Annotated in this window: 8 protein-coding genes; 4 read left to right on the top strand and 4 right to left on the bottom strand. The window is 55.3% G+C overall.

Annotated elements, in window-relative coordinates:
• Positions 1-45 precede the first annotated feature (45 nt).
• The 4 genes from rdgB (at position 46) to IT895_RS19280 (ending at position 3,459) form a co-directional block, all read left to right on the top strand.
• A complete protein-coding gene (rdgB, locus tag IT895_RS19265; RefSeq protein ID WP_199284378.1) occupies positions 46-654 on the top strand; it encodes an RdgB/HAM1 family non-canonical purine NTP pyrophosphatase in 609 nt (202 codons plus the stop codon).
• Positions 647-1,816, top strand: coding sequence for a radical SAM family heme chaperone HemW (gene hemW, locus IT895_RS19270; protein WP_085919172.1), 1,170 nt, complete (start codon positions 647-649; stop codon positions 1,814-1,816). Before rdgB ends, hemW begins: the two co-directional genes overlap by 8 nt.
• 35 nt (positions 1,817-1,851) lie before the next feature.
• Positions 1,852-2,538 (top strand): OmpA family protein, encoded by a 687-nt coding sequence (locus IT895_RS19275; protein ID WP_085919171.1) that lies wholly within the window; start codon positions 1,852-1,854, stop codon positions 2,536-2,538.
• Between the two features lie 75 nt (positions 2,539-2,613).
• Positions 2,614-3,459 (top strand): 23S rRNA (adenine(2030)-N(6))-methyltransferase RlmJ, encoded by an 846-nt coding sequence (locus tag IT895_RS19280; RefSeq protein ID WP_085919170.1) that lies wholly within the window; start codon positions 2,614-2,616, stop codon positions 3,457-3,459.
• Between the two features lie 16 nt (positions 3,460-3,475).
• Here the strand turns inward: IT895_RS19280 and mnmE are convergent, their stop codons facing one another.
• The 4 genes from mnmE to rpmH all read right to left on the bottom strand — a co-directional run bounded on the left by mnmE (position 3,476) and on the right by rpmH (position 7,320).
• Entirely contained in the window at positions 3,476-4,846 is a 1,371-nt protein-coding gene (gene mnmE / locus IT895_RS19285) for a tRNA uridine-5-carboxymethylaminomethyl(34) synthesis GTPase MnmE (RefSeq protein ID WP_199284379.1), read from the bottom strand.
• Positions 4,847-4,955: 109 nt separating this feature from the next.
• Positions 4,956-6,662, bottom strand: coding sequence for a membrane protein insertase YidC (gene yidC / locus IT895_RS19290; protein WP_085919168.1), 1,707 nt, complete (start codon positions 6,660-6,662; stop codon positions 4,956-4,958).
• Positions 6,663-6,776: 114 nt separating this feature from the next.
• Positions 6,777-7,172 carry a ribonuclease P protein component gene (rnpA, locus tag IT895_RS19295; protein ID WP_085919167.1) on the bottom strand — a complete coding sequence of 132 codons (396 nt, stop codon included), beginning with the start codon at positions 7,170-7,172 and terminating at the stop codon, positions 6,777-6,779.
• Positions 7,173-7,185: 13 nt separating this feature from the next.
• Positions 7,186-7,320 (bottom strand): 50S ribosomal protein L34, encoded by a 135-nt coding sequence (gene rpmH, locus IT895_RS19300; RefSeq protein ID WP_066315595.1) that lies wholly within the window; start codon positions 7,318-7,320, stop codon positions 7,186-7,188.
• Positions 7,321-7,716: the final 396 nt, after the last annotated feature.

The following is a 7,716-nucleotide window of genomic DNA, read 5'->3' on the forward strand; positions in this document are numbered from 1 at the left end:
CAAGGGGCATGCGTAGACTGGTAGTTCACCCTAGGAGCTCGCCGGATGACCAGTACTCAAACGCTTGTGCTTGCCAGCGGAAACGTTGGTAAATTGAAAGAATTCAATGAATTATTAGCGCCACTTGGGTTCGATGTGCGTACCCAGGCTGATTACGGTGTCCACGACGTGGCGGAGACGGGCGTGACCTTTGTGGAAAACGCGCTTATTAAAGCTCGTGAAGCGAGCCGCCAAAGTGGATTACCGGCCCTTGCCGATGACTCAGGTCTAGAGGTTGATGCGTTACAGGGCGCTCCGGGCATCTATTCCGCTCGTTATGCAGGCGAACCCAAAAGCGACCAGCGTAATAATGCCAAGTTGCTTGAAGCCTTGCAGGATTGCCCGGAAGGGCAGCGAACGGCACGTTATTGGTGTGTTCTGGTTTACCTGCGACACCCTGAAGACCCGGTGCCCGTTATTGTGCAGCGTAGCTGGGAAGGCGAAGTGTTGGCACACCCGCGCGGTGAGGGCGGCTTTGGCTATGACCCACTATTCTGGCTGCCCGATCAGAGTTCAAGCGTGGCGGAATTACCCAGCGAAACGAAAAATCGCTTGAGCCACCGTGGTCGTGCTCTGAGCGGGTTAGTCGACGTGTTGAAGGTGGCCCATGGCTGAGCCGTTGCCACCGTTATCGCTGTATATCCATACGCCGTGGTGCGTGCGAAAATGCCCATATTGTGACTTTAATTCCCATGAGCCCAAGCGTAACGAATTACCAGAAGCCGCTTACCTGAAGGCGTTGTTACAGGATATTGATGGCGATCTTGAGCTGGCGGCGGGGCGAACCATACAGAGCATATTTATCGGCGGAGGAACCCCAAGCCTGCTTTCGCCAGGTTTCTATGGACGCCTTTTAAGCGAAGTGAGTGCTCGCTTACCATTTTCAGAGACGATTGAAATCACCCTTGAGGCCAACCCGGGTACGACTGAGCAAAGCCGCTTTACCGGTTACCGAGATGCCGGTATCAACCGGCTTTCGCTCGGGGTGCAAAGCTTTCATTCAGAACAGCTGGCGGCATTGGGTCGAATTCACGGTGGTGAAGAGGCCGTCAGTGCCGTCAGGCAGGCACGTCAGGCGGGTTTTGATAACCTCAATATTGACCTTATGCACGGCCTGCCGCAGCAGACGTCTCAACTGGCGATGGCGGATATTGAGCAAGCGCTGGCGTTATCACCTGAACACTTGTCCTGGTACCAATTGACACTAGAGCCCAACACGGCGTTTTATGTCCATCCACCGACCTTGCCTCATGAAGAAACCCTTTGGGACATTCAGGATCAGGGCCATTCACGTTTACAGCAGGCGGGACTGGAACGTTATGAAATTTCCGCTTACGCGCGCCTTGATCGACAGAGCCTGCATAATCTCAATTATTGGCAATTTGGCGATTACCTGGGCATCGGGGCGGGCGCTCACGGGAAGTTGAGTCATGTTGATACACAGGGGCAATGGCATATTGAGCGGCGTTGGAAAACGCGTCAGCCAGATGCCTATTTAAGACGCGTAAATGATCCGCGCGGTTTTATTGCAGGCAAGCAGCCTATTGCTGCAAACGAACTGCCGCTGGAGTTCTCGATGAATGCGCTGCGTCTGACCCAAGGGGTTCCTGTTTCCATGTGGTCAGCGCATACGGGGTTGCCGGTTGAGGTGTTGTTGGCGCGTTTACACAATGCCGAGAAAAAAGGACTTTTGATGGAAATGCCCAAAAGACTGCAAGCATCGCCTCAAGGTCTATTATTCTTGAACGAGTTGTTGGCTTTGATAAGCGACGAGTAACTTCATAAGTAGATGACAATGTTAAGGAGTGAGCGATGCGTATTTCTCGACTACTGACCCCGTTAGCGGCCGCTGTGCTGGTTGCCGGTTGTGCAACCTCGGACCCTTACGGCGGCGGTCAAACTCAGCGCTCATCGACGGCAACCGGCACAGGTATTGGTGCCGTTGTAGGCGCGGCTGCCGGTGCGCTGTCCGGGGATGGTAGCACCAGCCGCCGAGATCGGGCGCTGATTGGGGCGGCGGTAGGTGCCGCAGCGGGTGCTGGCATAGGGGCTTATATGGACCGCCAGGAGCAGCAACTGCGCCAAAACCTGGAAGGTTCGCGCATTGAAATTGATCGCCGCGGCGACGATATCGTGCTGAATATGCCCAGCAGCGTGACTTTCGGTTTTGATTCCGCTGAATTGACCAGCCAGGCCCGCAGCTCGTTAAACGAAGTGGCCAATGTGGTCAGTGAATATGCTGACACCCGGATCAACATTGCGGGCCATACTGATAGCACCGGTGACGAAGCCTATAACCAGCGACTGTCTGAGCGCCGGGCTCAGGCAGTAGGTAGCTACTTGAACCAGAATGGCGTGTCCTCAATGCGTCTAAGTACTCGAGGCTATGGTGAATCCCAGCCGGTGGCCAGTAATGAGACTGAAAGCGGACGCAGCCAGAATCGCCGTGTCGAAATTACCTTAACGCCCACCGGAGAAGGTCAACGCCAAGGCGGCTAAGCAATGTTGCTGTGAAGCCTTCCCAATGCCCGCTATGCTGATATGGCGGGCTTTTTTATGAGTTGTCGAATTATCATGTTGTCATATCAACACGCATATCATGCTGGCAATTTTGCCGATGTACATAAGCATTTGACGTTATTTGCAACCATCGAGTATCTGCTGCGCAAACCTTCACCGGTGACATATATCGATACCCACGCGGGTCGCGGATTTTACCCGTTGTCGAGCGAAGAAACCCAGCGCTTGAAGGAGTATCGGGATGGTGTCTGGCCTCTCTGGGAAGCAGCTCAATCGGTGTCCGACCCGCTGCTGTGCAGCTGGCTGGATGCCCTGTCCCGTGCGCAGCGCCATCCCAACGAATTGGCCCATTACCCCGGCTCTCCCTGGTGGATCAGCCAGGCGCTTCGTGCCAGGGAGCGGTTGTACGGGTTTGAGTTGCACCCTGGCGAGCACCAGCATTTCGATGATCAGGCGCTAGCAGAAAGCGTAGAACGCATTCATGGCGATGGCTTGCAGGGATTATGCCAGCGTCTGCCTGTTGCAACGCCTCGTGTCTGTGTGCTGATTGACCCAAGCTACGAGCGTAAAGACGAGTATCAGTTGGTGGCGGATACCCTTAATGTGGCGCTTGCGAAAGCGCGTCACGCGGTGGTGTTGATCTGGTATCCATTGCTGCCTGCCAACAACCACAAGGTGCTTTTGGAAGCGCTTGAGCGCAGCGGCATCCGTAAAATCTGGCGTAGCGAATTGTGCTTGCGAGACGCGGACACCCAGGAGCGCGGTATGTACGGAAGTGGAATGTTGGTGATCAACCCGCCCTGGGGGTTGGACGAACGCCTGGCCGGCGCGATGGCCCAGCTGACACCGCTGCTGGGCACACAGAGCCGCTATTGCGCGTCTTGGTTGGTAGGGGAGTAGCGCTGTCTGGGAGAGCTTATTTGCCGATACAGAAGCTACCGAAAATTTCACCCAGCAGATCATCGGCGCTGAATTCACCGGTGATTTCACCTAGCGCCTGCTGCGCATCGCGTAGATCTTCCGCCAGCAATTCACCGGCGCCATTGCCTTCGAGCTGTCGGCGGCCGGTTTCAAGGGCGTTCATTGCCCGGTCAAGCGCATCCAGGTGGCGGCGGCGGGCCGAAAAACGCCCCTCGGTGGTCGCTGAAAAGCCCATGATATCTTTCAGGTGCGCTTTCAAGTTATCCACACCCATCCCTGTCTTTGCAGAAAGACGCACCGTGGGTGGGGTTGTGGATAAGTCTATGCCGGCCTGTTCGGCGCTGGTGTCGATTTTATTACGTACCAGCGTCAGGCGCTGCTGGTCCGGCAGCCGGGCGACAAATTCAGGCCAGATTGCCATGGGGTCGGTTTCATCGGTCGTTGACGCATCGACCAGGAGCAGCACGCGGTCGGCGCCTTCGATCTCTGCCCAGGCCCGTGCGACGCCGATCTGCTCAACGGCATCCGGCGTATCGCGCAGCCCTGCGGTATCAATCACATGCAGCGGCATCCCGTCGATGTGGATATGTTCGCGCAGCACATCCCGCGTGGTACCGGCAATATCCGTGACGATGGCGGTGTCCTGCTCGGTCAGGGCGTTGAGCAAGCTCGACTTACCCGCGTTGGGACGCCCGGCAATGACAACGCTCATGCCCTCACGCATCAAGGCGCCCTGGCCAGCAGCAGACCGAACGTCGATAAGCTCACGGTTTACCTCGTCCAGCAGGCTCGCCACGTGGCCATCAGCCAGAAAGTCGATTTCTTCCTCGGGAAAATCAATCGCCGCCTCGACGTAGACGCGCAGTTCGATAAGCCGCTCTACCAGCGCGGCTACCCGATTGGAAAACTCGCCCTGCAGCGAACGCACCGCGTTTTCGGCGGCCGAGCGGGAGGTGGCATCTATCAGGTCGGCAATGGCCTCGGCCTGTGCGAGGTCAAGCTTGTCATTCAGGAAAGCGCGCTCCGAAAACTCCCCCGGCCTTGCCAGCCGAGCCCCGAGCTGGACGCAGCGTTCGAGGAGCATATCCATGATCACCGGCCCGCCATGGCCTTGCAGTTCGAGCACATCTTCACCGGTGAACGAGTGTGGATCCGGAAACAGTAGCGCGATCCCCTCATCGATACTGCCTTCTGCGCCCATGAAAGCGCCATAGTATGCATAGCGAGGGGCTGGGCAGTGGCCTAGCATGGCGACGGCAATGTCGCGGCAGGCTGGGCCAGAAACACGAATAATACCGACGCCACCACGACCGGGAGGCGTGGCCAGGGCGGCGATGGTGTCTTGGGTATAGAGTCGGTCTGCCATGGCGTTTCTCTTTTAGGTGCAGGTGGCAAGTGAGCGTAGTGTGAGTTTTTGCCCCCTGAAACACCAGACCCCCGCAAGGGCGGGGGTCTGGGTGTTCAAGGTATCGGCTTTATTTTTTGGTTTTCATGCCTTTGCCGATACTTGGGTCCTGCTCGATTTTGCGCGTAATAAAGTACTGCTGCGCCACTGAGATAATGTTGTTGACCACCCAGTAGATCACCAGGCCCGCCGGGAACCACAGGAAGAAGAACGTAAAGATGATGGGTAGCATCTTCATGATCTTCGCCTGCATGGGATCAGGCGGCGTGGGGTTAAGCTGTTGCTGCACGAACATCGAAAGGCCCATCAGAATCGGCAGTATGAAGTACGGGTCTTTCACCGACAGATCCTGCACCCAGAAGATGAAGGGAGCGTGTCTCAGTTCAACGGATTCCAGCAACATCCAGTACAAGGCGATAAAGACGGGCATCTGTACCAGAATCGGCAAGCAGCCACCCAGAGGATTGATCTTCTCCTTCTGGTAGAACTTCATCATCTCTTGAGACATTTTCTGGCGGTCATCGCCGTACATCTCCTTGAGACGCTGCATCTCGGGGCCAAGCTTGCGCATCCGTGCCATCGACTTGTAAGCCTTGGCAGAAAGTGGGAACAGAATGGTTTTCACCAACACCGTCAACAGGACGATTGACCAACCCCAGTTGCCGACAATGTCGTGAATCTTGTCAAGCAGCCAGAAGAGCGGGTTTGCCAGGAACCACAGCCAGCCATAGTCGACCGTCAGGCGAAGGTTAGGCGCTACTTCCTCAAGATGATCCTGGACCTTGGGACCCATATAGAGAGTGGCGCCCAAGGAAGCTTCTTCTTCCGGCGCCAGCTCACTGGTGGGGCCAGCAAAGGCGACGACATTGCGGTCGCGCGAGTCTGTCGAGACGTAGTAAAGGTTCTGCTGATCCTGGGAAGGCGCCCAGGCCGAGACAAAGTAGTGCTGGATGATGGCAATCCAACCGCCTTGTGCCTCTCGATTATTGAAGTTGCCGCCTTGTATATCGTCAAAATCAATCTTTCCGTAGGTCTCTTCAGGCGTCGAAAACGCCGCACCCAGGTAGGAATTCATGCCCATACTGACGCCGCTTGACGGGTCAGGGCTGTTATCCCGAGCGAGCTGGCCGATAAAACGAGCGCTAACGGGCTCATCGGTGTTATTGGCCAAGTAGTAATTGACGTCAACAGCATAATTGCCGCGTTCGAAGGTCAGCCGCTTGATGACCTCAATGCCGTTTATCTCGGCGGTGAGGTTGACCTCAAGCTGTTCTTCGTCATCACCCAGCAGGTATTCGCTTTTCTCAGGGGTAAAGGCAATGCGATTTGCTTCCCCGTTAAGTTGCAAGCCCGAGCGTGCGACGTAACTGCGCGTTTGATTGTCGGAAAGCAGAATATAGCTGCGATCCGACTCGAGCGCCTGTTTATGCTGCGGCAAGGCGGCATACACGATATCGCCACCGTGTGGATCAATACGAACATCCAGCACGTCGGTGGTCACCGCGATGAAGTCACGGCTGTCGCTATCACTTTCGTCGCTGTTTAGCGCGTCCTGCGAAGCGGCAGTGCTATCTCCGGGAACCGACAAGTTTTCCGCGTCGTCATTGCCAGACGTACCGCCACTTCCCGACGATGCGTTGTTATCGCGTGTTTGATCTTGCGATACCTCGGACGACGGTTGATAAGACGTCTGTCCGTAATCCTGATTCCACTGTACAACCAGTAGATAGGCCAGAATGGCAAGTGGAATCAGTAATATAAGTCGTTTTACGTCCATGAGGGTTCTGCCCGCTGGGTGGTGAACATGCTAATGACGCAGTATCAATTACTCGACCCATGACACACGAAAGCCTGCCAGGCGGCAGGCCGAGGTCGAGCGATGAGGTGCCCATCAAGTAATGTGCTTTGAGCTTGCAGGTAGCGCCTTGTCTGCCTGGCTGTCGCGCCGAAGCCGTTTCCACATGCCATGGAGCTGACGATATAAAACGTCATTGTCCATGTCCTGAACGCCACGCCGAGCAAGTACCACAATATCCACTGCGGGAAGCTGGTCTTGACGTAGCCTGACTGACTCTCGAACGAGTCTTTTGAAGCGATTTCGATCAACGGCGAGCTTCACATTTTTTTTGCTGACCACGAGGCCAAGGCGGGGATGCCCGAGGGTATTCCGGCGTGCTAACGCCATAATCCCTTTACCATGTACCTTGAGATCTGCTTGCTCAAAAACGTAGCGGTAATCCCCGGCGTTAAGTAACCGAAAACACCGGGGAAACCCTTGATGTGGCACACGCAATCCGAGATCAGGCGCTCAGACGCTTACGGCCTTTGGCGCGGCGACGCGAAATAATGGCGCGGCCATTTTTGGTTGCCATACGAGCACGGAAGCCATGCGCGCGCTTGCGCTTGAGAACGCTAGGTTGAAAAGTGCGTTTCATAACTCGTTATTCCCACGTGGTTAGGACGGAAAATAAATTCCAAAAGACCCGGTCCAGTGAGGAACTAGCCGGGAGATTCAATTCAAGACCGGAAATTGTAGAGGCTTCCCGGGTTACGTGCAATTTTTTCCTTGTAAAAAATACCGCCTGTCCACGCAGGTGCCTGTCAGGGAGCACGCAATGGTGCTTGCCGGGAAGTGCACCGGCGTCCAGCCATTGGTCTTCTGCTGCCTTGTGGCTAATAGTGGGGATACATTTTGTTAACAACTGTATATTTTTCTTTAAATTCAACTATATAAAAGCTAGATGAGGTTGTGTATAAGTTGCGGAAAAGACGATGATAAGTGGTTGATTAACTGTGAGTTAATGCCCAGCGATAATGAACAGTAAGCTGTC

The sequence above is a fragment of the Halomonas sp. A40-4 genome, assembly GCF_015767635.1.
In the GTDB taxonomy this organism is placed as follows: domain Bacteria; phylum Pseudomonadota; class Gammaproteobacteria; order Pseudomonadales; family Halomonadaceae; genus Vreelandella; species Vreelandella janggokensis.